Source organism: Xanthomonas sp. NCPPB 1067 (assembly GCF_020783795.1).
GTDB lineage: Bacteria > Pseudomonadota > Gammaproteobacteria > Xanthomonadales > Xanthomonadaceae > Xanthomonas > Xanthomonas melonis.
On the sequence record NZ_JAJGQG010000003.1, the window covers coordinates 208,506 to 235,403 of the forward strand.

The window sequence follows — 26,898 nt, forward strand, 5'->3', positions numbered from 1 at the left end:
GCCGCTTATTTCGGGCCGGCTTCGCGGCAGGACACACTGCTGCGCCTTGCCCTACCATCGGTTGGCCGCCTGCCGAGGCCGATCACAGTCCGATGACCCAACTCCCGCTATCCCATCTCGACCGGCTCGAAGCCGAAAGCATCCACATCCTGCGCGAGGTCGCCGCAGAATTCCGCGCGCCGGTGATGCTGTATTCGGTCGGCAAGGACAGTTCGGTGCTGCTGCACCTGTTGCTCAAGGCGTTCGCGCCGTCGCCACCGCCGATTCCGCTGCTGCACGTGGACACGCGCTGGAAGTTCCGCGAGATGATCGCCTTCCGCGATCGCCGCGCGGCCGAAACCGGCGTGGACCTGCGCGTGCACATCAATCCCGACGGCATCGCGCAGAACGTCGGCCCGATCAGCCACGGCGCTGCCGTGCATACCGACATCATGAAGACCCAGGGTCTGAAGCAGGCGCTGGAGCATGGCCGGTTCGATGCGGCGATCGGCGGTGCACGCCGTGACGAAGAGAAATCGCGCGCCAAGGAGCGCGTGTTTTCCTTCCGCAATGCGCGCCATCGCTGGGACCCGAAGAACCAGCGACCGGAGCTGTGGAATCTGTACAACGCACGCACCAGCCCTGGCGAAAGCGTGCGCGTGTTCCCGCTGTCCAACTGGACCGAACTGGACATCTGGCTGTACATCTATCGCGAGCAGATTCCGGTGGTGCCGCTGTATTTCGCCGCCCCGCGCCCGGTGGTCGAACGCGATGGTGCCCTGATCATGGTCGATGACGCGCGCCTGCCCCTGCATCCGGGCGAAACCCCGCAGCTGCGCTCGGTGCGCTTCCGCACGCTGGGTTGCTATCCGCTCACCGGCGCGATCGACTCCACGGCCGACACCCTGGAAGCGGTGATCGCCGAAATGCTGGTCAGCACCAGCTCCGAACGTCAGGGCCGGATGATCGACCACGCCCCCGGCGCATCGATGGAACAGAAGAAGCTGGAGGGGTATTTCTGATGGGCAGTGAGGCGTGGGAGCAGGCCGGGACCGGGGACCGGGGACCGGGGACCGGGGAAAAGCGCGATGCTGACAGCGGTAACGCTTCTGCTGTTGATTTTTCCGGGTCCCGGGTCCCGGGTCCCCGGTCCCGACAAAGCGGCACCATCGCTGCCTACCTCCAACAGCACGAATCCAAGCCGTTGCTGCGCCTGATCACCTGCGGCAGCGTGGACGACGGCAAGAGCACCCTGATCGGGCGGTTGCTGTACGACAGCAAGCGCCTGTTCGACGACCAGCTGGCGGCACTGGAAAGCGATAGCCGCCGGCATGGCACGCAGGGCGAGGGGATCGATTACGCCCTGCTGATGGATGGGTTGGCAGCCGAGCGCGAGCAGGGCATCACCATCGATGTCGCCTACCGCTACTTCGATACCGACCGGCGCAAGTTTATCGTGGCCGATTGCCCCGGGCACGAGCAGTACACCCGCAACATGGCCACCGGCGCGTCCACCGCCGATGTGGCGGTGGTGCTGGTGGATGCGCGCAAGGGGCTGCTGACCCAGACACGCCGGCACAGCTACATCGTGTCGCTGCTGGGTATCGGCCACGTGGTGCTGGCGGTCAACAAGATGGATCTGGTGGACTACGACGCGCAGGTGTTCGCCGCGATCGCCGAAGGCTACCGGGCGCTTGCCGCGCAGCTGGGCATCGCCGCCGTGCAGTGCATTCCGCTGTCGGCGCTGGCGGGCGAGAACCTGTCCAGCCCGTCCACCCGCATGCCGTGGTACCAGGGGCCGTCGCTGCTGGAACATCTGGAAACCGTGCAGGTGACGGCGCCGGAGTCCGGCAGCGGCCTGCGCCTGCCGGTGCAATGGGTCAACCGGCCGAATGCGCAGTTCCGTGGCTATGCGGGAACCATTGCCGCCGGCCAGGTGCGTGTGGGCGATGCGGTGGTGGTGGTGCCCTCCGGGCGCCGTACCCAGGTGGCCAGCGTGCTCGATGCCAATGGCGAGGTGGACAGCGCACGGGCCGGTCAGGCGGTGACGCTGACCCTGCGTGACGAAATCGACATCAGTCGTGGCGACATCATCGCCGGTATCGACGACCCGCCCGAGGTGGCCGACCAGTTCGCTGCGCATCTGCTGTGGATGGACGATGCGGCGTTGCTGCCCGGTCGCCCGTACTGGCTGAAGATCGGTGCGCGCTCGGTCACCGCGAGCATCAGCGAGATCAAGCACAAGGTCGAGGTGAACACCCAGGAGCGGCTGGCCGCCAAGCGGCTGGAGCTCAACGAGGTGGGCTACTGCAACCTGTCGCTGGACGAGCCGATTGCGTTCGCGCCGTATGCGCGCAACCGCGTGCTCGGCGGCTTCATCCTGATCGACCGGCAGACCAACGCCACGGTGGCGGCCGGCACGCTGGAGTTCGCGCTGCGCCGCGCCGGCAACGTGCACTGGCAGCACCTGGATGTGGACCGCAGCGCGCGCGCGCGCATCAAGGGGCAGGCGCCGCGCGTGCTGTGGTTCACCGGTCTGTCCGGCGCAGGCAAGTCCACCGTGGCCAATCTGGTGGACAAGCGCCTGCACGCGCTGGGCTATCACACCTTCATCCTGGACGGCGACAACGTGCGCCACGGGCTCAATCGCGATCTGGGCTTCACCGACGAGGATCGCGTGGAAAACATTCGCCGGGTGGCCGAGGTGGCGCGGTTGATGGCCGATGCCGGGCTGATCGTGCTGGTCAGCTTCATCTCGCCATTCCGCGCCGAGCGGCAACTGGCGCGCGAACGCTTCGAGGCAGGCGAGTTCGTCGAGGTCTTCGTCGATGTGCCGCTGGCGGTGGCCGAGGCGCGCGATGTGAAGGGGCTGTACCGCAAGGCGCGCGCCGGGCAGATTCCCAACTTCACCGGCATCGACTCGCCGTACGAGGCGCCGCAGGCGCCGGAGATCCATCTTCGTGCCGATGGCGAGAATGTGGAGGCGCTGGCACGCCAGGTGCTGGGATACCTCGGGCTGGAGCGCTGAGCGGGAAACGCCCGCTGGCCGTTCCGATCTGAAGGCTGCAGCCGTCGCGCGCCCGCCAGGAGAGGCCCGGGCGGGCCGGTCGGGTCCGTTTTCCTGCGCGCGTCACGCGACGGGCGTCAATCTTTGCATCGCATCGTGGCGGTCCCGGCAAGGGTCGTTGGTCATGGTGAAAAGCGCGCCCTTTCTGCCTTTTGCAGGGCGGCAAGGCTCTACACTTTCGATGTACCCCGCCAGGATGTTCTGATGCTTGTTCTGCCCAGCGCGCGCGTCTGCGTCGCGCTCCTGTTGGCCGTGTGGCTGTGCGCTTGTGCCCGCCAGGCCAGTGCGCCCGCGGCCGCCAAACCCATCCCGGTGGTGGTGCAGCCGGTGGCGGTGCAGCCGTGGAACTCCACCGTGCAGTCGATCGCCACGGTGCGGGCGCGCGAGTCGGTGGCGCTCACTGCCGCGGTCAGCGATGTGGTCGAACAGGTCTATTTCGACAGCGGCGACGAGGTCAAGGCCGGGCAGTTGTTGTTGCGTCTGCGCGGCAACTCCCAGCAGGCGGCGCTGACTGCGGCGCAGGCCACCTTCGAGGAAACCGATCAGCTGTACCGTCGCCAGTTGAGCCTGGTCGGCCAGCAGCTGGTGGCCAAGTCCACGGTCGACACCCAGCGTGCGCTGCGCGATGCCGCGCAGGCGCGCGTGCAGCAGATGCGGGCGGAGATCATCGATCGCGAGGTGCGTGCGCCGTTTGCCGGCGTGTTGGGCATCCGCCAGATCAGTCCCGGTTCGTTGATCACCTCCAGCACGGTGATCGCCACCCTGGACGATGTGGCACGCATGTACGTGGATTTTCAGGTGCCCGAATCGCAGTTCGGCCTGGTGCAGCTGGGCAACGCGGTCAACGGCACTGCGGCAGCGTATCCGGGGGCACGGTTCGAAGGCGAGGTGGCGGCGATCGATTCGCGGATCGACGAGACCACGCGCTCGGTGACGGTGCGTGCAGACTTCCCCAATGACGATCGTCGGTTGCGCCCGGGCATGTTGCTGGATGTGCGGTTGTTCCAGCCGGCCCGGCAGGCGGTGGTGATTCCTGAAATTGCGGTGGTGCAGGTGGGGCGCGAGTCCTACGTGTTCCGGGTCAAACCCGATTCCAGCGTCGAGCGCGCCGATGTGCGCCTGGGCGAGCGGCGCGATGGCAAGGTGGAAATCCTCGACGGCCTCGAGGCCGGTGAGCGCATCGTCGTGGATGGTACCGGCAAGCTGCGGCCCGGCCTGAAGGTCGCCGACCAGCCCGCGCCTGCGCCAGCCCCTGCGCAGGCCGCGCGATGAAACTCTCCGACCTGTCCATTACCCGCCCGGTGATGGCGGTGGTGATGAGCCTGTTGCTGATCGTGCTGGGGGTGATGTCGTTCACCCGGCTCACCCTGCGCGAATTGCCGGCGATCGACCCGCCCATCGTCTCGGTGGACGTGGAATACACCGGCGCTTCGGCGGCGGTGGTGGAAAGCCGCATCACCCAGGTACTGGAAGACGCGCTGGCCGGCATCGAGGGCATCGAGACCATCGAAGCGCGCAGCCGCAACGGGTCCTCGGACATCAGCATCGAGTTCGTGCAATCGCGCGATGTGGAAGCGGCCGCCAACGACGTGCGCGATGCGGTCAGCCGGGTGTCCGACCGCATGCCCGACCAGGCGCGGCCGCCGGAAATCTCCAAGGTCGAAGCCGATGCCGACCCCATCCTGTGGCTCAACATGAGCTCCAGCACGATGGACACGCTGCAGCTGTCCGACTACGCCGAACGCTACGTGGTGGACCGTTTCTCCAGCCTGGACGGCGTGGCGCAGGTGCGCATCGGCGGGCGCCAGCGCTACGCCATGCGCATCTGGCTGGATCGCGACCAACTGGCCGCACGCGCGCTCACCGTGGCCGATGTGGAAGCGGCGCTGCAGAACGAGAACGTGGAACTGCCGGCCGGTAGCATCGAATCGGCGCAGCGCGACTTCACCCTGCGCGTGGAGCGCAGCTATCTCAAGCCGGAGGACTTCGCCAAGCTGCCGCTGAGCAAGGGCGAGGACGGCTACGTGGTGCGGCTGGGCGACGTGGCCAAGGTGGAACTCACCTCGGCCGAGCGACGCGCGTATTTCCAGAGCAATGGCGTGCCCAACGTGGGCCTGGGCATCGTGCGCAATTCCACCGCCAATGCGCTGGATGTGGCGCGCGAGGCGCGGGCGCGTGCCGAAGAGATCCAGAAGACCTTGCCCAAGGGCACCGACATCTTCGTCGCCTTCGATACCACCACCTTCATCGATGCGGCGGTGGAGCGCGTCTACCACACGCTGGTCGAAGCGGTGGTGCTGGTGCTGGTGGTGATCTGGGTGTTTCTGGGCAGCGCACGCGCCGCGTTGATTCCGGCGGTAACGGTGCCGGTGTGCCTGATCGCTGCGTTCATCGCACTGTATGCCTTCGATTTCTCGATCAACCTGCTCACCTTGCTGGCACTGGTGTTGTGCATCGGCCTGGTGGTGGACGACGCCATCGTGGTGGTGGAGAACATCCAGCGCCGCATCGATCTGGGCGAGCCGCCGTTGGTGGCCGCCAAGCGCGGTACCGGTCAGGTCGCCTTCGCGGTGATCGCCACCACGGCGGTGCTGGTGGCGGTGTTCCTGCCGGTGGGCTTTCTGGAAGGCAACACCGGGCGGCTGTTCCGTGAGCTGGCAGTGGCGCTGGCGGCGGCGGTGGCGATCTCGGCCTTCGTGGCGCTGACGCTGACGCCGATGATGTCGTCAAAGTTGCTGCGCTCGCACGGGCAGGCCAAGCCCAATCGTTTCCACCAGTGGTTCGACGGACGCATGCAGGCGGTGTCCGCTGCGTACGGCCGCTCGCTGGAGCGCCATGTGCAGCGCACCTGGATCTTCGCGCTGCTGATGCTGCTGGCGCTGGGCGCCAGCGCCTGGCTGATGGGCCGTATCCCTTCCGAGCTGGCGCCGGCCGAGGACCGTGGCAATTTCCAGATCATGATCGACGGCCCGGAAGGTGCGGGCTTCGATTACACCGTGGGGCAGATGCACCAGGTCGAAGACATCCTGCGCCCCTACGTGGGCCCGGACAAACCCATCGTGCGCGCCAATCCGCGCGTGCCCGGCGGCTTCGGCAGCAGCGAGGAGATGCACACCGGCCGCGTCAGCGTGTTCCTGCAGGATTGGGAAAAGCGCACCCGCCCCACCACCGAAGTGGCCGACGAACTGCAGCAGAAGCTCAACGCGCTCAGTGGCGTGCGCGCACGTACGCAGGTCAGCGGCGGCCTGGTGCGTAGTCGCGGCCAGCCGTTCCAGCTGGTGCTGGGCGGGCCGGACTACGCCGAGATCGCGCAGTGGCGCGATCGCATCCTGCAGCGCATGGAAGCCAATCCCGGCCTGGTCGGCCCGGACTCGGATTACAAGGAAACCCGCCCGCAGATGCGCGTCAACATCGACCGTTTGCGCGCGGCCGACCTGGGCGTGCCGGTGACCGCGATCGGTGGCGCGCTGGAAGCGATGATGGGCTCGCGCCGCGTCACCACCTTCGTCGACAACGGCGAGGAGTACGACGTGATGCTGCAGGCCGGGCGCGAAGGCCGCATGGCGCCGGAAGACCTCACCGCCATCCGTGTGCGCTCCACCCGCGGCGAGCTGATCCCGCTCTCCAATCTGGTCACGCTCAGCGAAGTGGCCGAAGCCGGTACCTTGAACCGCTTCAATCGCCTGCGCGCGATCACGATCACGGCGGGCCTGGCACCGGGCTACCCGCTGGGCGAGGCCATTGCCTGGGCCCAGCAGACCGCGCGCGAAGAGCTGCCCGACTACGCGCAGGTGGACTGGAAGGGCGAATCGCGCGAATACCAGCAATCCGGCAGCGCTGTCTTGCTGACCTTCGGCATGGCCCTGCTGGTGGTGTACCTGGTACTGGCAGCGCAGTTCGAAAGCTTCGCCCATCCGCTGGTGATCATGCTTACCGTGCCTTTGGCGGTGCTGGGTGCACTGGTCGGCCTGTGGCTCACCGGCGGCACGCTCAACCTCTTCAGCCAGATCGGCATCGTGATGCTGGTGGGCCTGGCGGCCAAGAACGGCATCCTGATCGTGGAATTCGCCAATCAGTTGCGCGACGAAGGCCGCAGCGTGCATGCGGCCATCGTCGAATCGGCATCGGTGCGTTTGCGCCCGATCCTGATGACGTCGATTGCGACGGTGGTCGGTGCGATCCCGCTGGTGGTGGCCGGTGGGCCTGGCTCGGCCAGCCGCGCCACCATCGGCGTGGTGGTGATCTTCGGCGTCTCGCTGTCCACCTTGCTATCGCTGTACGTGGTGCCGGCGTTCTACAGCCTGATCGCGCCCTACACCAAGTCGCCCGAGGCGCTGGCGCGCGAGCTGGAAACGCTGGAGGCGCAGACCCCTTCGGTGGGCGGGCATGCGTAAGCCGGTAGCGTGCACGGCCGCGGTCGTGGCGGTCGCCTGCCTGCGGAGAAGGCCGCGTGATGATTGCTGAGGTGCCGGGAGGCGATGATCAGCGCGCGGTGGCGTGCGCTGCGCACGCCGAACGAGGGCCCCGGCAAGGCGCTGCCCATCCGCCGGCGCGGCCTGCGAAAAGCCAGGCCACATGACAGCCGTGCCGGTCTGTGGTCGACTTGCGCGGTTGCCCTGACCGGAGTCTCGAATGCGTCGTCTTGCCTGCTTGCTCGCTCCTTCCGTCCTCGCACTGTGCTGCGGCACCGCGCTGGCCCAATCCGCCGGCGAGCCGGTGCCCAATGGCAGGCTGCCGACCTGGGCGGTGCCCGAGCGCTACAGCCTGGCGCTGAAGATCGACCCCGAGCAGGCGCAATTCAGCGGCCGCACCACCATCCGGGTGCAGCTCAAGCAGGCCTCCGATCACCTGTGGCTGCACGGCAAGGAGCTGAAGGTGAGCAAGGCCACCGTGAAGCCGGCCAAGGGCAAGCCGCTCACTGCACGTTACGTGCAGGCCGATGCGCAGGCCGGTGTGGTGCGGCTGGAATTCGGCCGCACGCTCAAGCCGCAGACGCTGAGCGTGGACATCAGCTACAGCGCGCCGCTCAACCAGCAACTGCAGGGCCTGTATCAGGTGAAGTTCCAGGGCAATGCGTACGCGATGACGCAGATGGAGCCGATCAGCGCGCGCTACGCGTTTCCCGGCTTCGATGAGCCGGCGTTCAAGACGCCGTTCGACATCAGCCTGACCGTGCCCAAGGACGACCAGGCGCTGGCCAATACCATCGCCACCTCGACCAAGCCGGCCGGCAAGGGCTGGAAGACGGTGACCTTCGCCCCGACTGTGCCGTTGCCCACGTATCTGGTCGCCTACGCGGCCGGTCCGTGGGACGTGGTGGACGTGCCGGCGATGCCGGCCACGCCCCAGCGGCCCACGGCCACCCCGTTGCGCGGCATCGCGGCCAAGGGGCAGGGCCCGCGCATCACGCCCGCGCTGGACCAGACCCCGGCCATCATCGCCGCGCTGGAGGACTATTACGCCTTCGGCTATCCCTTCGACAAGCTCGATCTGGTGGCGGCGCCGGATTTCAGCGCCGGCGCGATGGAAAACCCCGGCTTCGTCACCTTCCGCGACTGGCTGTTGCTGCTGGACAAGAATTCGCCAGCCGAGAACCTGCAGCGCTCCTTCAACGTCAACGCGCATGAACTGGCGCACCAGTGGACCGGCGACACCGTGACCATGGAATGGTGGGACGACCTGTGGTTGAACGAGGCGTTCGCCACCTGGATGCAGCAGAAGATCACCATGCAGCTGCATCCGGAATACCGCGCCAATCTGGACCGCATCGGCGGTGCGCAACGCGCGATGGACAACGACAGCCTGGTGAGCGCACGCAAGATCCGCCAGCCGATCACCGGCAATGGCGACATCGAAACCGCGTTCGACGGCATCACCTACCAGAAGGGTGCGGCGGTGCTGGGCATGTTCGAGGCGTTCGTCGGCGAAGAGGTGTTCCGCCAGGGCATGCGCGCCTACATCGCCGAGCACAAGTTCGCCAACGCCACCGCCGACGATCTGGTCGATGCGATCGCCAGCGCCGCCGGCAAGAACGATGCGTTCAAGGCGGCCTTCCGCAGCTTCCTCGACCAGCCGGGCGTGCCATACCTGCAGACCCAGCTCACCCGCGAAGGCGGCAAGACCGTGGTCAAGCTGCAGCAGCAACGCTACCTGCCACTGGGCTCCACCGGCTCTGCTGCGCAGCAGTGGGGCGTGCCGGTGTGCGTGAAGTACGGCAAGGGCAAGAATCAGGTCGGCACGGCCTGCCAGCTCCTGGACAGCGCCAGCGGCAGCATCGTGCTGGAGGGGGGCGGCAAGAACACCTGGGTGTTCCCGAACGCGCAGGGCGCCGGTTACTACCGTTTCAGTTTGCCGAGCAAGCAATTGGCCGCCCTGGGCAAACAGGTTGCCCAGCTCGACGACAGCGAGCAACTGGCCTATGCCGATGCCATCGATGCAGCCTACCGGCGCGGCGATGCCGGCAACGATGCGGTGCTGGCGGCGATCAAGCAGCTGGCGCCCTCCGCATCGGCAGATGTCTCGACCGCGTTGGTCGGCCGGTTTGGCTGGATCTGGCGTCATCAGGCCGGCACCGATGCGCAGCGCAACGCCTTGCGCAAGGTCGCCGAACAGGCGTATCTGCCGCGTCTGCGCCAGTTGGGCTACGCACGGCGCAGCGGCGAATCGATCGACGACACCGCGCTAAGAAGCTCGCTGGTCAGCCTGTTCGCGCTGCGCCTGCAACACCCGGAGGTGCGCAAGGCGCTGCTGGCCCAGGGCGATACGGTGCTGGCCGGCGGCGCGGGTGCGCTGGATTTTTCCGCCGCCAACCCCGATCTGCTCGACACCACGCTGGCGGTCACCGCGCAGGAGCGTGGCGCACCCGCCGTGGATGCGCTGATCGGGGCGCTGCGCACGCATGCCGACCCGGCGCAGCGCAACGCGATGATCGCGGCGCTGGGATCGGTGCAGGATCCTGCCCTGCTGACGCGTGTGCGCGACTTCGCCCTCACCGATGCGATCAAGGTCGGCGAGATGAAGAGCCTGCTGCGGCAGGGACACGCCGAGCCGGCTTCGCACGACTCGATGTGGCCGTGGTTCACCGCCAACTTCGATCGCATCGTGCAGCGTAGCGGTTCGTTCGATGGCGGCGGCTTGCCGGCGCTGGGGGCGAGCGGCGGCTGCAGCAGCGCGGAGGCCGACCGCATGGAGGCGTTCTTCAAGCCGCGTCTGGCCAGCCTCAGCGGTGCCGATCGCGGAATGGCCCAGACCGGCGAAGCCATCCGCCTGTGCGCCGCGCTCAAGCAGGCACAAACCGCCAAGCGCTGATTGCGGCCGACGCGGCCTGGCCGGCCCGGGTACGTGCATGGCAAGCAGGACGGTGGCGCGCCGCGTCAGCTGCAGTCCGTCGCCTCGCATCGGCTATTGGCTATCGGAGAGGCGAGGCGAGGCGAGCGCCCGGACGCGTTGCGACGTTGCACTCGCATGCAGGGATCGGCAACGCGCGGCGCAGCGCACTGGCTTACCATCGGCCACTGCGCTCGCGGCGGCGGCTTCGGCCGGCGCTGCGACGCGGGCACGCGGAGCGCCCGTAATGGCGCCACGGCCCAGGTTGCACCGCACTGCACGCGAACTTCTGGATACAACGATGACACAGCACGATGGACGCGGCCCACGGCCGCCACGCGATGGCGGCAGGCCATCAGGCAGCCAGCACAACCCCTGGGGCCGCGCTGCGCCGCGCACCGCCGCGCACAACCCGCCTGCGCACCGCGCGCCCGACGCCGGCCCCTCCGCAGCGCCGCCGCCCGGCAACGCGCGCGAACTGCGCCTGTACGGTATCAAAGCAGTGCAGGCCGTGTTCCAGGCGCGCCCGCAGGCGCTGCGCAAGCTGTATCTGAGCCAGGCGCGCATTCCGCAGTTCAAGGCGCTGCTGGCCTGGTGCGTGGCTCAGCGCATCGGCTACCGCGTGGTCGAAGAGGCCGATCTCAACAAGCTCGCCGCCAGCGCGCATCACGAGGGCGTGGTGGCCGACGTGCTGCGGGTATCGCCGCAACCGTTACAGGAATGGCTGGCTGCGCTGCCGCCAGGCCCGGTGCTGGCGCTGTGGCTGGATGGCGTGGGCAACCCGCATAACTTCGGCGCGATCCTGCGCTCGTCGGCGCACTTCGATGTGGCCGGGCTGTTGCTGCCGGCTGGCTCCACGCTGGGGCTGTCCGGCGCCGCGGCTCGCGTGGCCGAAGGCGGCGCCGAGGCGGTGCCGCTGGTGCAGCTGCCGGACACCGCGCAGGCTTTGGCGCACTTGCGCCAGGCCGGGTTTGCAGTGGCCGCCACGTTGGTGGAAGGCGGCCAGGACGTGTTCGCTGCCCGGCTGCCGCACCGTCTGGTCTATGTCATGGGTGCAGAAAGCGAAGGCATGGATCGGCAGTTCGCGCGCAGCTGCGATCTGCAGCTGTCCATCGGCGGCAGCGGCAAGGTCGAAAGCCTCAATGTGGCCTCGGCCACCGCCGTTTTCCAGGCCGCATGGCGAGCCCGTGTGATCACCGGAGATCTCTGATGCGTGTATCTGCCTGGGCGCTTGCTGCCCTGTGTGTTCTCACCGGCAGTGCCGTTGCTGCCACGCCATCCGCGCCCGCCGCGCCACCGGAAGTCATGACCGACCACGGTGCGGTACGTGGGCAGTGGCAGGACGACGGCAGCGCGGTGTTCCGCAAGATTCCGTTCGCCGCGCCGCCGCTTGGCGCGCTGCGCTGGCGGCCGCCGCAACCGGTGGCCGCGTGGACGCAGGTGCGCGACGCCACCCAGGCCGCCACCCCGTGCGTGCAGCCTGCGCTGGGCTGGAACAACGCGATGGCCAGCCGCGGTAGCGAAGACTGCCTGTACGTGGAAGTGCAGACGCCCACGTTGCATCCGGCCAAGCCCCTGCCGGTATTCGTGTGGATCCATGGCGGCGCCAATGTGGCCGGCGGTGCGGACGGGCATCTGCCCACCAACCTGGTCGCGCAGAACATGCTGGTGGTGACGCTGCAGTATCGGCTGGGCGCACTGGGGTTCCTGTCGCTGCCGGAACTGCGCGATGGCGAGAACGAAGCGGCCGGCAACTACGCCCTGCTCGATCAGATCGCGGCCTTGCGCTGGGTGCGCGACAACATCGCGACGTTCGGTGGCGACCCTGCGCGCGTCACCATCGCCGGGCAGTCGGCCGGCGGCCAGGACGTGGGCCTGCTGATGCTCAGCCCGTTGGCGCGTGGCCTGTTTTCGGCGGCGATCGAGCAGAGCGGCACCGCCGGGTTCGGGCTGCCGGCGCGCAGCCTGGAAGAGAACCGCGCGGTGGGCGTGAGCATCGCCCAGCGCGCCGGCATCGACGATCCAGCCACGCGCCTGGCGCAGTTGCGTACGCTGCCGGTGGAGCAACTGCTCAAGGCCGGGCAGGGCGTTGACGTGCCGGCGCTGGACGACGACGGCTACATCTGGTTGCAGGCGGTCGTGGATGGGCGCGTGCTGCCGCGCGCGCCGGCCGAGCTGTTGGCCAGCGGTGCGCAAGCCAAGGTGCCGCTGCTGATCGGTTATGTGGTGCAGGAGCTCACCTATGGCGGCGAGCAGGGTGCGCAGGCGCGTCTGCGCCGCGACTATCCCGATCGTGCCGATCGCGTGCTGCAGGCACAGCGTGCACATGCCGAGCAGCGTGCGGCGCGCCAGGGCAATGCGTCCATGCAGCTGTCCACCGATCTCACCTTCCGCTGCCCTGCCGTCACGGTCGCCCAGCGCCAGGCGGCAGTAGGCGTGCCGGTGTGGCATTACGTGTTCGACACCGCCGCGCCGGGCGCGCAGGTGACCCACAGCGCCGAGCTGCCGTTCCTGTTCAAGAACCTGCCGATCGGCAAGCCAGCGGTGAGCCTGCAGCGCTATTGGGCCGCGTTCGTGCAGCGCGGAAATCCCAATGCCAGGGGCCTGCCTGCGTGGCCGGCGTTTGCGCCGGGGCATGCGGCGTTGCAGTTCGATGCGGGTGGCGTGCAGCAGATCAAGGATGCCCGCCCGGCGGTGTGCGCGGGCCTGGACCTGCCATAAGGTGCACCCCATTGCCGAAGCGATGGGATGCCGTTCGATAGACAAGGCGTTCGCGTGCATGGTGCCGCCGGGGCGTGGTGCTTGTTCCCAGCATGTCGCACGCGACACGCTGGCACGCCCGACCACGCGCTGCACTGTCGATGCAGCACGTCTCCCATGGCGTGCAACCGGCGACATGCACGCTGTCGCCAGCCGCACTCCCTGCGCGACTCGCCTGCGGCGTTGCCGTTACCTGTGCCGCAACGCGCACTGCAGCACTGCGCGCAGGTGCTGCGGCTCAGCGTGCGCAGCCCGGGCCACCGAAGTAGATGCCGCCGTTGCGCATCTCCGGCGACAACGTGGTGCGCGAAACGCCGGTGCCCAGGGCGTACGGATACCCGTAGCCGGCGATCGCCAGTGTGTAGCAGGCGGGCCGCTCCACGCTCATCGATGACAGGCGCTGTGCGGGCCGGGTGGCCATGTTCGCGTCGCGGTAGAAATGGTTGGCCTGGAACGCTGCCTGCCGATAGCCGGCCGAAGCGAACCGTCCGCTGCCCATTGGTGCGCTGGGGCGACCGTCCCACGTCGAGATTTCGCCACCGGCGGAAATGAAGATGTCGGTACTTCCCTCCGCGATATCGCCTGCGTAGAGCTCGGCCTTGTAGTAGCCGATCCATTCGCCGTTCAAGCCGAACCACCAGTAACCCTCGGCGTTGCGCTGGAATTCCACATGCAGCAGTGCCTGCTTGCCGCCAGCGGTGCTGAAGCCGCCCGGCGGTGCGGCGCCGAGCACGTTCGCGGTACTGGTCTGCACGAAGTCGGCGCAATCCAGGTTATGGCAGCCGGTGGTGATGTAGCCGTCCTGGGTGGAGTAGATGAACAGGATGGGGGTGGTTCCCCAGCCTGCACCGGGCTGGGTCTGCCAGCCGGCTTCCAGTGTCTGGATCTGGCCTTGAGGCGTGTAGCCGCCCAGCCAGATCTGGCTGATCGACTGCGCATCGTTCGCACGCACGGCCGGCACCCAGGTGTTGAGATCTGCACCGGCGCCGGTCACCGGCGAGCCGGCGGTGTCCAGATAGATGGTGGAGTAGTAATGCACGACCGATGCGGCATCCTGCGCGACGCCGAGCCGGGGTGTCGGGGTCGGCTCGGTGACACGCGGCGTGGTGCCGCGCAGATAGGCCTGCAGTGTCGCGTGGCGGGCCAGCTCGGCCAGGCCGACGCGCTGTAGCGGCACACTGCCGGCATCGCAGCGTTGCGCCGCGTCCAGGCCAGCACCCGTGCTGATACCGGGCGCAACGGGAGGTGGCAGCGCGGGCGCGCTCCCATCGCGTAACGCCGGCTGCTGCGCACGCGGAATGCAGTCGAACACCTTGCTGCCCTGTCGCACGCTGCGCAGTACGCTCAGGCCGTTGTAGCGATTGAACAGATAGCGCTGCATCTGCGCGAACGCCGCAGGGCCGGCAACCTTCGCCGTGGCGTCGCGGTTGGCGTAGCTGGCCTGCGCTTCTGCCTGCAGGAATCGCCGGAAGTCCGCTGTCACCTGCGGATGCGCGCGCGATACCGCGCTGTCCAGACCGGCGCCTGCCGTTTGTATTGCAGTCGTGCGTGCGGTGGCCGGCACCTGCAGCAGTGGCGGCATCAACTGGTCGACGTACTGGTCGCTGGCGGGGGAGACGGAGATCTGCAGCAGGGGAGCCGCATGGGCGGCAGCCGCCATGCAAAGGACGAGCGCGGCAATGCCGCTGCGCAAGGGCAGCGATCGAATCGAACGAGGGGGCATGAAGCGTTTCCTGTGGCCGGAGCAAGGCGGCCGGCACGCGGCCAACCGTGCAGGGCCGTGCCGTCAGCGCGTAGTGGCGTCTGCAGATGCGCTCGATTGCACGTCTCTACGATGAAGGCGTGCGCATACTAGGTTCTCTTCATCTGAAATGTTCACTGAAAGCGTAATGCGTGACATCAGACACACGCCAAGCGCAATCGGCTAAGCGAATGCCGCTGCGCCCTTGGCCGTTGGCAAGGCAGATGCGAGTCTGCTTGCGCAAGGGTGCGCGCGGTCACGTGCGGCGCGCAACGCGGTGGTTGTGGATTCACGGTGTAGCGCCGACGCAGCCAGATGGCGGTCCGCAGCGACCAGCGCCGACCACTGCAAGCGCGTTGATGCTTGCGACAGTGAATGCGTGCGACTCCTGTGGTCGATCGCACTGGAGCTGCACGAAAGTGCTGCATCGTGCAGCCACTTTCCGCCAATGGTCTCCGGCCTTCCGAGTGCGACCAGTCGATGCGTTGATGTCTGTTTCGATCAGGCAACTGATCGTCGGCGATTGGCTCATGGCTTGCCGAGTGGCAAGGCATGGCGATGTCCATCAGGTGGAGCGAGGCAGCCGGCTGCCGATCGGTGGGGCAGGCGGGAATCGAGCTGCAAGGCAATGCTGCGGCCGTGCTGCCTGAGGATAGAGTAAGCGCCCGCGCAGACGATCGGAGGTGCGAGTCGCGCAACCGGGCCACTCGCACCTCATCTTCAGTCCCTCCGCAGTCGCACCGCTGCCCCGCCGTTCGCGGCCAGTACCAGTTGCAGGCTGTCGTCGCAGGTGAGCTTGCGGGTGTCGATCCGCACCTCGGTCGGCGCCTGTCCGTCGGCATAGATCGTGGCGGTCCAGCGGCCCTTGCCGAGGAACGACAACGGCAAGTCGAGCGTGCGGGCCTGCTCGTTGGTCATCGCGCCTACGTACCAGTCCTTGCCGCGACGCCGCGCCAGTGCGATGTGTTCGCCGATGGCGCCATCGAGCGCGCGCGTCTCATCCCAGCTTGCCGGCACATCGCGCAGGAACTGCGCCGCCGGCACGTTCTCGTACTGCTCCGGGCTGTCGGCCACCACCGCGAACGGACTTTCGTACACCACATACATCGCCAATTGCTGTGCCCGCGTGGTCATCACCTGCGGTGCGATGTGCTGCCACTTGAACTCGGCCGGGCGCACGTTGCGGAAGCCGCCTGGCGTGTAATCCATCGGCCCGAGCAGCATGCGCGTGAACGGTAGCGTGAGGTTGTGCGTGGCGGTGATGCGCGCTGTCCACTTGTTGTACTCGGCGCCCAGCACGCCTTCCTGAGTGAGATAGTTGGGGTAGGTGCGGGTCAGGCCGGTGGGGTGATAGGCCCCATGCAGATTCACCAGCAGTTTGTGCTCGGCGGCCTTGCCCAGCAGGCGATGGTAGAAGTCCACCATCTGCTGGTCGTCGCGGTCCATGAAGTCGACCTTGATGCCCTTGATGCCGAGTTGTTGATACCACGCCAGTGCCTCGTCCATGTGCGCATCGAGCGCGCGCCAGTGCGCCCAGAGCCACAGGCCGACGTTGCGTTCGCGCGCGTACGCCACCAGGCCCGGCAGATCCAGCTGCGCCACCGGGCGGCGGATATCCGCATCGGCGTTGTATTGGCCATCACCGGTGCTGCCGTAGTACCAGCCGTCGTCGATCAGCATGTATTGCAGTTTCAGTTGCTGCGCGTGGTCGATGTAACGCCGGATGGTGGCGGTGTTCATGCCCGGATCGGCCACGCCGCTGGCCAGGCTGCCGGACCACCAATCCCAGGCCGATTTACCTGGCCGCACCCAGCGCGTATCGAATGCCGGCGGCGGATTCAATGCGGAAATCAGATTGGATTCGATCAGGCTCGCCGGGGTGTCGCCCAGCATGATCACGCGCCAGGGTGTAGCGAAATCGCGCCCCTTCGCATCGAAGCTGACCGCCAGCCTGGGGTCGTCCAGGCGCGGCGACAGTCTTGCCGACACACCCAGCCCGCCTTCGGCGCGTCCGGTGAGATACAGGCCGGCGTAATCGCGCAGGTTCGCCTCGCCGATCGCCAGTGTGGTGCCCTTGGCATCGGTCTGGCAGACCAGCGGCAACTCGAGCAGATTGTGCGGACGCAACTTCGACGCGGCGATGGCGTCGTATTCGCCCTCGTGGCTGGTGCCGAAACGGCCCAGGTTCAATGTCCAGCACGCGTAATCACGCGGGAAGGCGAAGCTGGTGAGCTCATCGCGAATGCGGACATCGCCTGCATCCGGCAATACGTAACGCAGCGCCACGCCCTCGTCGTAGGCGCGTAGCTCGACGTCCAGGCGTCGCTGTTGCGGGTCGGAGAGCTGCACGCGCAACGCGCGGTAATGGTCGCGCGCCTGCCGGGTCTTTCCGACCGGCAATGCAAAGTGACTGTCGTGCGTGTCGGTCGTACTGCCCTGCACGATCATGCCGCGACCGAGCTTGCCGGCCTTGCCAAGATCCAGTCCGAGTGGCGCGTCGTCGAGCACGATCGTGTTGCGGTACAGCACGCGATAGCTCGGCACGCCGCCCTCGGCCAGAGTGAATTCCACCTGGGTACGTGCATCTGGCGATTGCACGCTCAAGCGCTGCGCCGACGCGGGTAGAGCGGCAAGACACAGCAAGGCGCACGTCACGGATAGTACGGGCTGGATCAGGTTCTGCATGGTTCCCTCCTCCTGGGAGCGACCACCCTAACGCAGAACGGTTGTCGTCGATATCGCCTTGGGGTAACGTTACCTCGCACCATGGCCGCTGAAACAGGGGCGGCAGCCACGGGCGGCACGACCGAACGCAACGCGCAAACACGTCTATCGACGGTTGCAGATTGCATGTTGGTGGTGTGCACCGTTGCTTGGCAGTAGAGCTTGGGAGAGGCCTCTAATGCTGATGGTTCGCAAGGCGTTCCGCCGTGGAGCGCTGTGGTGGTTGTGTGGTTGCATGGCCTGGGCTGCAGTAGAGGCTGCGCCTGCCGACGTGCCTTCGCCCGGCCCGTACGATGTCCGCGTGTTGGCGGGTGGGATGGGGTTGGCAAAGAAGCTTGCTGCCGATGCACCGTTGTTGGCCGCCGACGCAGACTGGAGCGTGTCGGGCTGGGTGCGTCCCTCCCGTGTGACTGCCGGCCCGGCATTGATTGCCGGTATCGGCGAGCCGCAAGCTGCAGGCCGCTATTTCACGATCGACAACGGCAGGCTCGGCTTCGTGCAGGGCGCCGACACTGTGTTGCGCAGCACGCAGCCACTGCGTGCCGGAACCTGGACGCAGGTCGCGGCGGTGGCGCAAGGCGGGCAGTTGACGCTGTATGCCAACGGGCGTCGGGTTGCCAGCGGCGCGCTACGCCAGAGCGTGGTCGCGCCGGTGCTGATGTTCGGCCCACGCGAACAACCTCCCGCATATACGCAGCACTTCGGCGGTGAGATTTCCGGCTTCGTCGCGCAGGCCGGCGCTCTGGATGCTGCAGCCGTCGCGCAGCGTGCGGCCAAAGCGCCTGACGCGGCCTTGCAGCGTTTCGAAGACGCATCGCCGGCCTGGCAGGTGCAGGTCAAGCAGATGGCCGGCCAGATTGCACCGCAGGCGCCGGCGACGCTGCCGCGCAGTGCGGCGGCCTTTTCTGCACCCGTGGCCAAGCCCGTATCACAGACGCCCGCGTTGCAGCCGCTGGATGCAGCGGCGTGGCGGGTGGGGGCGTGGCAGCTGGCTGCCGCACCGGATCTCGCACAGGCCACTGGCGCCAGCCTGTCGCGCGGCGATGCTGCAGGCGATGCTACAGCCTGGCGCGTGGCCACCGTGCCGGGCACGGTGCTCACCACACTGGTCGATCGCGGCGTGTATCCGGATCCGGATATTGGTCTCAACAACATGGCCATTCCCGAATCGTTGAGCCGGCAGGACTGGTGGTACCGCAGCAGTTTCGATCTGCCCGCGGCAGCGCAGGGCAAGCGGCTGGAACTGCTGTTCAACGGCATCAACTATGCCGGTGAGGTCTGGGTCAATGGCACGCAGGTGGGGCGTACGCGCGGTGCCTTCGCACGTGGGCGCTTCGATGTCAGCACGCAGCTCAAGGCCGGCCGCAATGTCATTGCGGTGCGCGTTTCTCCGCCGCCGCATCCGGGCATTGCGCACGAGCAATCGATGACCGCAGGCGTGGGCGAGAATGGCGGCGTGCAGACGCTGGATGGGCCAACCTTCATCGCCAGCGAGGGCTGGGACTGGATTCCGGCGGTACGCGATCGCAACGCCGGCTTGTGGCAGGACGTGCAGCTGCACGCTACAGGGCCGGTGGCGCTTGGAGACACCCAGGTCGTCACGACCCGGCTGGCCGCGGATCACCGGCGTGCCGAGCTTGAAATCAATGTGCCGCTGCGCAACGACAGCACCACGGCGGTGCAGGGCACCCTGCAACTGACCATGGGCGATGTGCGCATCCAGCGCCAGGTCGACGTGCCGTCCGGTGGCACCACGCTCAAGCTCACCGCGGCCGATACGCCGGAGCTGGTCATCGCCAATCCCCGTCTGTGGTGGCCCAACGGCTATGGCGAACCGGCGCTCTACACCTTGCAGGTAGGCGTGGATGTGGCCGGCACCCGCTCGGACACGCAGCAGCTGCGCTTTGGCATCCGTGAAGTCAGCTACGAGCTGTCGTTGTTCGACCAGGACGGCGCGCTGCGCCGCGTGCTGGTGGATTTCAACAAGGCACGGCTGCGTGGTGAACGCATCGTCGATGCGCGTCACAGCGCAATTCGCCCCGTGCCCGGCGGCGATGCGCAGTCGTTCTACCCGGGTGCGCAGGTCTCGCCAGCGGTAACGCCGCTGAGCGACGACGCGCTGACGCCTTACCTGGCCATCCGCATCAATGGTGTGCGCATTGCCGTCAAGGGTGGCAATTGGGGCATGGACGATTGGCGCAAGCGCGTCTCGCGCGAACGGCTGGAGCCCTATTTTCGCCTGCAACGCGACGCGCATTTCAACGTGGTGCGCAACTGGGTGGGACAGAACACCCAAGCCAGTTTCTACGAGCTGGCCGACGAATACGGCATGCTGGTGTTCAACGACTTCTGGCAATCCACCCAGAACTACAACATGGAGCCCGCCGATGCGGCGTTGTTCCTGGACAACGCCGCCGAAGTGATCAAACGCTTCCGCAATCATCCGTCCATCGTGCTGTGGTTCGGACGCAACGAAGGCGTTCCCGCACCCATTCTCAACGAAGGCCTGGACAAGCTGGTCGCCGAGCTCGATGGCACGCGTTGGTATACCGGCAGCTCCAATCAGGTCAACCTGCAGGGGAGCGGGCCTTACAACTACCGTGAGCCGGTGGCCTACTTCGATGCCCTGGCACAAGGCTTTTCGGTGGAGGTGGGCACGCCATCGTTCTCCACCCTGGAGTCGTTCAAGGCATCGGTTCCGGCAGCGCAGGATCAGTGGCCCATCGGCGATGCCTGGGCCTACCACGACTGGCACCAGTCCGGTAACGGCGACACTGCCAGCTTCATGCGTGCGCTGACCGACAAGCTGGGTGCGCCGACCGACCTGGACGACTTCGAGCGCAAGGCGCAACTGCTCAACTACGAGACCCATCGCGCCATCTTCGAAGGATTCAATGCGCAGCTATGGAGCCGCAACAGCGGGCGCCTGTTGTGGATGAGCCACCCGGCCTGGCCCAGCAACATGTGGCAGATCTACAGCCACGATTACGACACCCATGCGGCGTACTACGGGGTGCGTAACGCGGCCGAAATGCTGCATGTGCAGATGAACCTGCCGGGGCACGAGGTGGTCGTGGTCAACAATGCCACCACGCCGGTGCGCGGGCTGCGTGTGCAGGCGGAGATCTATTCGATCGGGGGCGCGCTGTTGCAACGGCGCGAGCAGCGGCTGGACGCAGCGGCGGTGGCGGTCTCGGCGCCGCTGCTGCAGCTGGCGCCGGCACTGGAGGCCACCGACGGGCTGGGCTTCGTGCGCCTGCAGTTGCTCGATCGCGACGGGTTGGTGCGGTCACGCAACTTCTATTGGGTGGCGCGCGATGCGGCGGCCATGCGCGGCCTGACTGCGCTGGCCGCGGTGCCGGTGCAGATCGCCACACGGCTCGAAGACGCCGCCGAACCGGTGCTGCGTGCCAGCGTGCGCAATCCGTCGCAACAGGTGGCACTCAATGCCAAGTTGACCCTGGTCGATGCGCAAGGTCAGCGCATCCTGCCGGCCTACTACAGCGACAACTATCTGAGTCTGGTGTCCGGCGAACAGCGCGAGATCGAGATCCGCGGCCCCGCGGCCGCAGTCTTGCGCAGTGCCAGGCTGCAGGTGCGTGGCTGGAACATCGCATCTTCGACAGACGCGGGCAACGGACCTCCGTAACCGCGTTTGCGAACCGACGCGCCGTGGCATCCACGGCGTTCGCACTGACGCGCCGGTCGGCGTGTCAGCCAATACCGCAGTGCTCTGGCGCTGCCATTCGAAACGGTCGTGGATTGTCGTCATCCCTGGGAGGGGACCATGAACAAGCTGCATCTTAGTACGCGTCACACTCCGTTGGCCGCCGCGCTGGCGGCCGCACTCACCCTGGCGGCCGCGCACGCCGCCGCGCAGGACGCTGGCAACGCCGCTGGCGTCACCGATCTGGACAAGATTCTGGTCAAGGGCGTACGCGGCGCCCAGGCCGAGGCCATCGAGAACAAACGCACCGCCGCGCAGATCATCGACTCGATCTCGGCCGAAGACATCGGCAAGCTGCCCGACGTCACCATCACCGATTCGCTGCAACGCGTGCCCGGCGTGCAGATCCGGCGCTCGGCCGGCGAGGGCTCGCAACTCAACATCCGCGGCATGCCGCAGGTACAGACCACCATGAACGGCGAAATGTATCTGAGCGCCGGCGGCGGCGATCAGTACGGCCAGCCCAACATCGGTCGCGCGCAGCCGGACTTCGTCGACATCCCGCCGACGCTGTTCAGTGGCGTGGATGTGATCAAGTCGCCGACCGCCGCCGATCTGGACGGCGGTATCAGCGGCACCGTGTCGTTGAAGACCCGCCGCCCGTTCGAGTTGCCCGAAGGCTGGACCTTCAGCGGCCAGGCCGAAGGCTCCTATGGCGATCGCGTGCAGGAGCTCAACGAGCTCTATTCGGGCCTGGCCAGCTTCCGCACCGAACGCTGGGGCGCGCTGCTGGCGGTGTCCTATTCCGATGCCACGCTGGAGAACAAGCATCCCAGCGTGTATTCCAACGGTGCGCAGAAATCTACCGAACAGAACGTGGGTTTCGATTTCAACGGCGACGGGCGCATCGGCAGCAACACCTCCGCCTCCAACCTGCCACGCGACTACTTCTACAACTGGGTGGCCACCGAGCTGAGCAACCGCAGTACCGATCGTCAGCGGACCGGCGTCAACGGCTCGTTCCAGTTCAACATCAACGATTCCTGGACGCTGCTGGCCGACGCCGCCTACACCAAGCTCGAAGACCAGGACACGTCGGTGGCCGCGCAGGTGCATACCGGCTGGTCCACCAACCAGTTGCAGCCGGGCTCGGTGGTCGATCGCAATGGCGTGCTCGAGTACGGTCGGTTCCGCTACAACCGCTTCCAGGCGCACTCGATGGCCGGCGTGGCCGACTCGGATGCGCTCAATACCAACCTGGAGCTGCGCTACGACGACGGCGGCCCGTTCCGCGCCTCGTTCCGCTGGGTGCATGGCGATGCGCAGCGCACCTACGACGAAGCGCGCGCAGATGCCGTGGTGACCCGCGGCGATCGCATCACCCGTGCCGGTGGGGTCACCCAGTGGGCCAATGCGAACGGGTTGCCGGTGGTGGACGCTTCGGTGGACTTCCGCGGAACCTATCCGGCGGTCAACCTCGACACCGATGTGTCCAACCCGGACAACTGGCAGCTGATGTCCACCTGGGCCCAGGGCAACAAGATCGAAGCAAAAATGGATGCCTTCCGTGCCGACGGTACCTTCGAGTTCGAAGAGGGCGTGGTACGCGGCTTCCAGTTCGGCCTCCGCTACGGAGAGCGCGATTTCAAACTGGATACCTATCGCTACCTGTCGCCGGTATCGACCACCTGCGCCGATCCGAACCGCTCGCTGTACTACTTCAAGGATCCGCTGATCGTCGACACCTGCAGCGGGGTGTCCGAAGCGCGTCTGCTGCCGTTCAACAGCATTCCTGGCTATTGGGCGTACTTCAACGATTTCGATCCGCTCAGGGTCACCGGCCTGGGGCCGCAGGGCCTGCCGGCGATCAACCCGCAGGTGATGAAGGATCCGATCGCTTACATCGACAGCCTGTATCCGGGCAACGTGGCCTACCAGCAAGCCGCCGATTCCTATCAGGTCACCGAGAAGAGCAGCGCGGCCTACTTCCTCGCCAACCTGGAAGGCGGCATCGGCAGCCGCCTGCCGTGGACGGCGAACATCGGCGCGCGCATCGTGCAGACCAAGCTGGCGATCGATCAGTATCTGAGCAGTGGCAACGTGTTCATCGGCAATGTCGAATGGAACGGCGTCAGCCCCGCGATCGGCATCAATCGCTTGAATCGGCAGTACACCGACGTGCTGCCCAGCGCCAACCTGTCGCTGGACATCACCGATGCGCAGAAGCTGCGATTTGCCTACAACAAGGCGGTCGCCCGCCAGGATCTGCCCGATCTGGGCCGCGGTCTGGTGAGCTTCTATGCCGTCAACGGCACGCCACCGCGCAACCCCGCACTGCCGCCGGATGCGGTGCTGTTCCTCAACGGACGCTCTGGTAATCCGGATCTGGATCCGTACCGCGCCACCAACTACAACGCGTCATGGGAATGGTACTTCGCCGATGCCTCGCTGATCAGCGTCGGCGCCTTCCTGATCGACGTGAAGTCCTTCCCCACCACCGTCACCAACATCGAGCCGCAGCCCGATGCCGACGGCGTGGCGCGGTTGGGTGGGCCGGTGGAGCGCATCGTCAACGGCGGCGGCGGCAAGATCAAGGGTTTCGAGATCGGCTATCAGCAGGCTTTCGATTTCCTGCCTGGCTGGCTCAGCGGCTTCGGCACCAACATCAACTACACCTTCTCCGACGCTGACACCGACAATACCGATATCGAGGGCAATACGCTGCCGATCGGCGACAACTCCAAGCACCAGGCCAATGCGGTGCTGTGGTACCAGAAGGACAGGTTGCAGGCGCGTGTGGCCTACAACTGGCGCAGCAAGCGCTTCAGTCAGGTCAATAGCGGCGCGTGGGGCGACAGGCTGGCCATCTGGAACGACGACGTGGGCTACCTGGATGCGTCGCTGAGCTACGACGTCAACGACCATCTCACCTTGTATGCCCAGGCTACCAACCTCACTGGTGAAAGCGAGCGCCGGTACGCGCAATGGAGCAACCACTACTACGACCAGAACATCTTCGAGCGTCGTTACTACGCCGGCGTGCGCCTGCGGTTCTGATCGGATGTAGCGATGTGCGACACGGCGCACCCCTGCGGCGTGTCGCTCATGATCTTCTGTCGTCCCTCTCCAAGTGGTGATTGCGCGTTCTTCCCGTCGCCGATGCGTTCGGCGCTGCAGTACACCCGACGATCATGTCGGGTACCCTCCCATTCGGCCGCATCGTCGGGAAGCGATGCGGCCGTTTTTTTTGTGCGTATTGGCACATTCAATTGTGTCCTAATGCCTGCAGTTGAAATGTCGCCATGGACAGTCGCCGGATCTGTGCCCGAACGCAATTTTTGAAGATTGCGCATGCCTGGTATGCGGCGTAGTTTCCGCGTGGCGAACACGGTCACCCCGTTCGCAGGCACAGCATCGATGCTGCTCGCTCAATCGCTCCCTGGAGATACTCCGAACATCACTCAGGCCACCGTCGCGAAGATAATGTCGACGACAGCCTGGCCTGCAACGGGTCTGAAGTCCTAGCCACACCTTTTCAGGCGTTTGCAGCCACTCCCGGGCTGCGCGAGCTGCTGGGTGTTGCCAAGATAATGCCGTGCGAATCCTCTTCGGTCATGCGCCGATGGAGCGGATTCGATCGGCCTCAGAAACTATCCGGCGAGTGTTTCAAGAACCGAAGGCAATCGAAGGACGTGCTGCAGTCCAACGCTAGTAATAACCCTCCGAAGATCACTAAGGTGAAAGTCATGACCAGGAAAGGCATTCGTCGGAATCTCAAACGCTCGCTGGCGCTCTCGCTATTGGCAGTGAACCCGTTTTTGATCGGGGCGGTGGGCGCGCAAGCCCATGTCGACAATCCGTTCGTTGGCGCCAGCGGGTATGTCAATCCCGATTACGCCAAGAAGGTCGATGCATCGATCGCGAAGGTCAAGGGCCTTCCGCTGAAGGCAAAGATGGGCGTGGTGAAGACCTACCCCACCGCGGTGTGGCTGGACCGCATCGCTGCGATCGGCGGAGGCTCGCAGAACGCCGGACGGCTGGGTTTGCGAGGGCATCTGGATGCCGCACTGGCACAGAAGAAGCCAAATACGCCGATCACGGCCAGCTTCGTGATTTACAACCTGCCGGGCCGCGACTGCCACGCGCTGGCCTCCAATGGCGAATTGCCGCTGACCCCCGCAGCGCTGGAGCGTTACAAGAAGGAATACATCGACGTGATCGCCGCGATATTCGCCGATCCGAAATACAAGGATATTCGCATCGTCAACGTGATCGAGCCGGACAGTCTTCCCAATCTGGTCACCAATTTGAACGATATGCGCTGCGCGTTGGCCAGTTCCACTGGCATTTACGAAGAAGGCATCAAGTACGCCATCAACAAGCTGCATGCCATCCCGAACACCTACAACTACCTGGATATCGGCCATTCCGGCTGGCTGGGCTGGGATAGCAATCGTGGCCCGTCGATTTCGCTTTACACCAGGGTGGTGCGCGGTACAACCGCCGGCCTTGCAAGTGTGGACGGGTTCGTCACCAATACCGCCAATACCACGCCGTTGAACGAGCCGAATCTGCCCAACCCCGAATTGAGCATCAACGGGCAACCGATCAAATCGTCGAAGTATTACGAGTGGAATCCGTATTTCGACGAGACCGATTTTACCCAGGCCCTGTACAACGGGTTCGTCAGCGCGGGCTGGCCCAGCTCCATCGGTTTCATCGTCGATACCGGCCGTAATGGTTGGGGCGGGCCGAATCGCCCGAGCGGCGCCTTCGGTAACGACATCACCAGTTACGTCAATTCCGGCCGCATCGATCGCCGTCTGCACCGCGGTAACTGGTGCAATCAGAAGGGCGCGGGCATCGGCGAGCTGCCGACGGCCGCACCTGGTCCGCATCTGGATGCGTATGCCTGGGTCAAGCCGCCGGGCGAATCCGACGGCTCCAGCTCCCTCATTCCCAACAATGAGGGCAAGGGCTTCGACCGGATGTGCGATCCCACCTACACGACCGCCGATGGGGTGTTGTCCGGCTCCTTCCCCGGCGCGCCGATCTCCGGCGCCTGGTTCCACAACCAGTTCGTCGAGTTGGTGAACAACGCGTATCCGGTCATCGCAACCGCCAGCACCACGGTCGCCACCGCCGCACCGGTCGCGGCACCCAGTGCAACGCGGGGTCTCACCGCCACCGTCGGCGACAGCCGGGTCAAGCTGAGCTGGTCGCCAGTGGCCGGAGCGACCAGCTACACGGTGCAGCGGCGTGCCGGCGGAGCCGGAGCGTTCACCACGGTGGGGTCCACCGTCGGCGCGGCGTCGTATGTCGATCGGTCGGTCAGCAACGGCGCCGACTACGACTATGTGGTGACCGCAAACAGCGCGGCCGGAGCGAGTGCCCCGTCCGCTGTCGTGCGTGCCAAGCCCAATAGGTGATGCGGCCGGGTGGGCATCGGTCTGCCGGTGCCCACCGGAAATGGATGGCAGCTGCTGATACCGAGTCATCGCTGTCGTGAACGTATCCCGATTGAAACCATGGCGGCCGTCTGGCCGCCATGTCCGTTTGTCTGTGGTGCGAAGTTGTGGATGTCAAACCGAGGGTTGTTGTGATCTGGCTTCTGCCATCTGACGAATGTGTGCG

General features: G+C 66.2%; 13 protein-coding genes. 10 read left to right on the top strand and 3 right to left on the bottom strand.

Annotated elements, in window-relative coordinates:
* The first annotated feature begins 92 nt into the window (after positions 1-92).
* From cysD to LL962_RS04180, 7 genes are all read left to right on the top strand, one after another.
* Positions 93-1,001: a sulfate adenylyltransferase subunit CysD gene (gene cysD, locus LL962_RS04150; RefSeq protein WP_228316007.1), complete on the top strand. Its 909-nt coding sequence runs from the start codon at positions 93-95 to the stop codon at positions 999-1,001.
* Entirely contained in the window at positions 1,001-3,007 is a 2,007-nt protein-coding gene (gene cysN, locus LL962_RS04155) for a sulfate adenylyltransferase subunit CysN (RefSeq protein ID WP_228316008.1), read from the top strand. The genes cysD and cysN overlap by 1 nt, the downstream gene beginning before the upstream one ends.
* Before the next feature lie 243 nt (positions 3,008-3,250).
* Positions 3,251-4,318 (top strand): efflux RND transporter periplasmic adaptor subunit, encoded by a 1,068-nt coding sequence (locus LL962_RS04160; protein WP_228316009.1) that lies wholly within the window; start codon positions 3,251-3,253, stop codon positions 4,316-4,318.
* Positions 4,315-7,440: an efflux RND transporter permease subunit gene (locus tag LL962_RS04165; protein WP_228316010.1), complete on the top strand. Its 3,126-nt coding sequence runs from the start codon at positions 4,315-4,317 to the stop codon at positions 7,438-7,440. Before LL962_RS04160 ends, LL962_RS04165 begins: the two co-directional genes overlap by 4 nt.
* Positions 7,441-7,678: 238 nt before the next feature.
* Positions 7,679-10,354, top strand: a complete 2,676-nt coding sequence (locus LL962_RS04170; RefSeq protein WP_228316011.1) for a M1 family metallopeptidase — start codon at positions 7,679-7,681, stop codon at positions 10,352-10,354.
* A 319-nt stretch (positions 10,355-10,673) separates the two neighbouring features.
* Entirely contained in the window at positions 10,674-11,582 is a 909-nt protein-coding gene (locus tag LL962_RS04175) for a TrmH family RNA methyltransferase (protein WP_228316012.1), read from the top strand.
* A complete protein-coding gene (locus LL962_RS04180) occupies positions 11,582-13,093 on the top strand; it encodes a carboxylesterase/lipase family protein (RefSeq protein ID WP_441004849.1) in 1,512 nt (503 codons plus the stop codon). The genes LL962_RS04175 and LL962_RS04180 overlap by 1 nt, the downstream gene beginning before the upstream one ends.
* 277 nt (positions 13,094-13,370) lie before the next feature.
* Here the strand turns inward: LL962_RS04180 and LL962_RS04185 are convergent, their stop codons facing one another.
* Entirely contained in the window at positions 13,371-14,792 is a 1,422-nt protein-coding gene (locus tag LL962_RS04185) for a neprosin family prolyl endopeptidase (protein WP_228316013.1), read from the bottom strand.
* 801 nt (positions 14,793-15,593) lie between these two features.
* Positions 15,594-17,558, bottom strand: coding sequence for a glycoside hydrolase family 97 protein (locus LL962_RS04190; RefSeq protein WP_228316014.1), 1,965 nt, complete (start codon positions 17,556-17,558; stop codon positions 15,594-15,596).
* A gap of 217 nt (positions 17,559-17,775) precedes the next feature.
* On the opposite strand from LL962_RS04190, the gene LL962_RS04195 reads away from it, so the two are divergent.
* Positions 17,776-21,246 (top strand): glycosyl hydrolase 2 galactose-binding domain-containing protein, encoded by a 3,471-nt coding sequence (locus tag LL962_RS04195; protein ID WP_228316015.1) that lies wholly within the window; start codon positions 17,776-17,778, stop codon positions 21,244-21,246.
* Positions 21,247-21,384: 138 nt separating this feature from the next.
* Complete coding sequence (locus tag LL962_RS04200; protein WP_228316016.1) at positions 21,385-24,321, top strand: TonB-dependent receptor; 2,937 nt, start codon at positions 21,385-21,387, stop codon at positions 24,319-24,321.
* Here the strand turns inward: LL962_RS04200 and LL962_RS04205 are convergent.
* Positions 24,294-24,617: a hypothetical protein gene (locus tag LL962_RS04205; RefSeq protein WP_228316017.1), complete on the bottom strand. Its 324-nt coding sequence runs from the start codon at positions 24,615-24,617 to the stop codon at positions 24,294-24,296. The genes LL962_RS04200 and LL962_RS04205 overlap by 28 nt on opposite strands.
* A gap of 393 nt (positions 24,618-25,010) precedes the next feature.
* Here LL962_RS04205 and LL962_RS04210 point away from each other — a divergent pair, with 393 nt between their 5' ends.
* Positions 25,011-26,693 carry a glycoside hydrolase family 6 protein gene (locus LL962_RS04210; RefSeq protein ID WP_228316018.1) on the top strand — a complete coding sequence of 561 codons (1,683 nt, stop codon included), beginning with the start codon at positions 25,011-25,013 and terminating at the stop codon, positions 26,691-26,693.
* The last annotated feature ends 205 nt before the right edge of the window (positions 26,694-26,898 follow it).